Origin of the sequence: Delftia sp. K82, from assembly GCF_002193035.1 — a bacterium.
In the GTDB taxonomy this organism is placed as follows: Bacteria; Pseudomonadota; Gammaproteobacteria; order Burkholderiales; family Burkholderiaceae_C; genus Comamonas; species Comamonas acidovorans.
Genome location: NZ_MYFL01000003.1, coordinates 251,543 through 251,800 on the forward strand (window position 1 = coordinate 251,543; position 258 = coordinate 251,800).

Here is a 258-nt window from a genome sequence, read left to right on the forward strand (position 1 = left end):
GCCTTCAGCTTCCTGGTGTAGGGTTCGTCGATGATCAGGCCGTAGTCGTAGCTCAGCTCCTCGCCGGCGGCGATGTTGCGCAGCGCGACGATGAAAATCCGGCCATCGCGCTCATCGGTGTAGCAATTGGGAGCGCAGCTGTGGTTGATCCAGCGCGAGGAGTTGCCGCCGTAGTTGGCGTCGATCACGCGGTCTTCGTCCACGTGGAAGTAGAAGGTATGGTTGGGCTGGCTGGGGTCGTGCGGATGCCGGTCCTGG

At 62.4% G+C, this 258-nt stretch carries 1 protein-coding gene; it reads right to left on the reverse strand.

Going from position 1 to position 258, the window contains the following annotated elements:
- Nucleotides 1-258 (reverse strand): SET domain-containing protein (locus KDK82_RS18000; protein WP_143343513.1); only part of this gene is annotated, 258 nt, incomplete at both ends.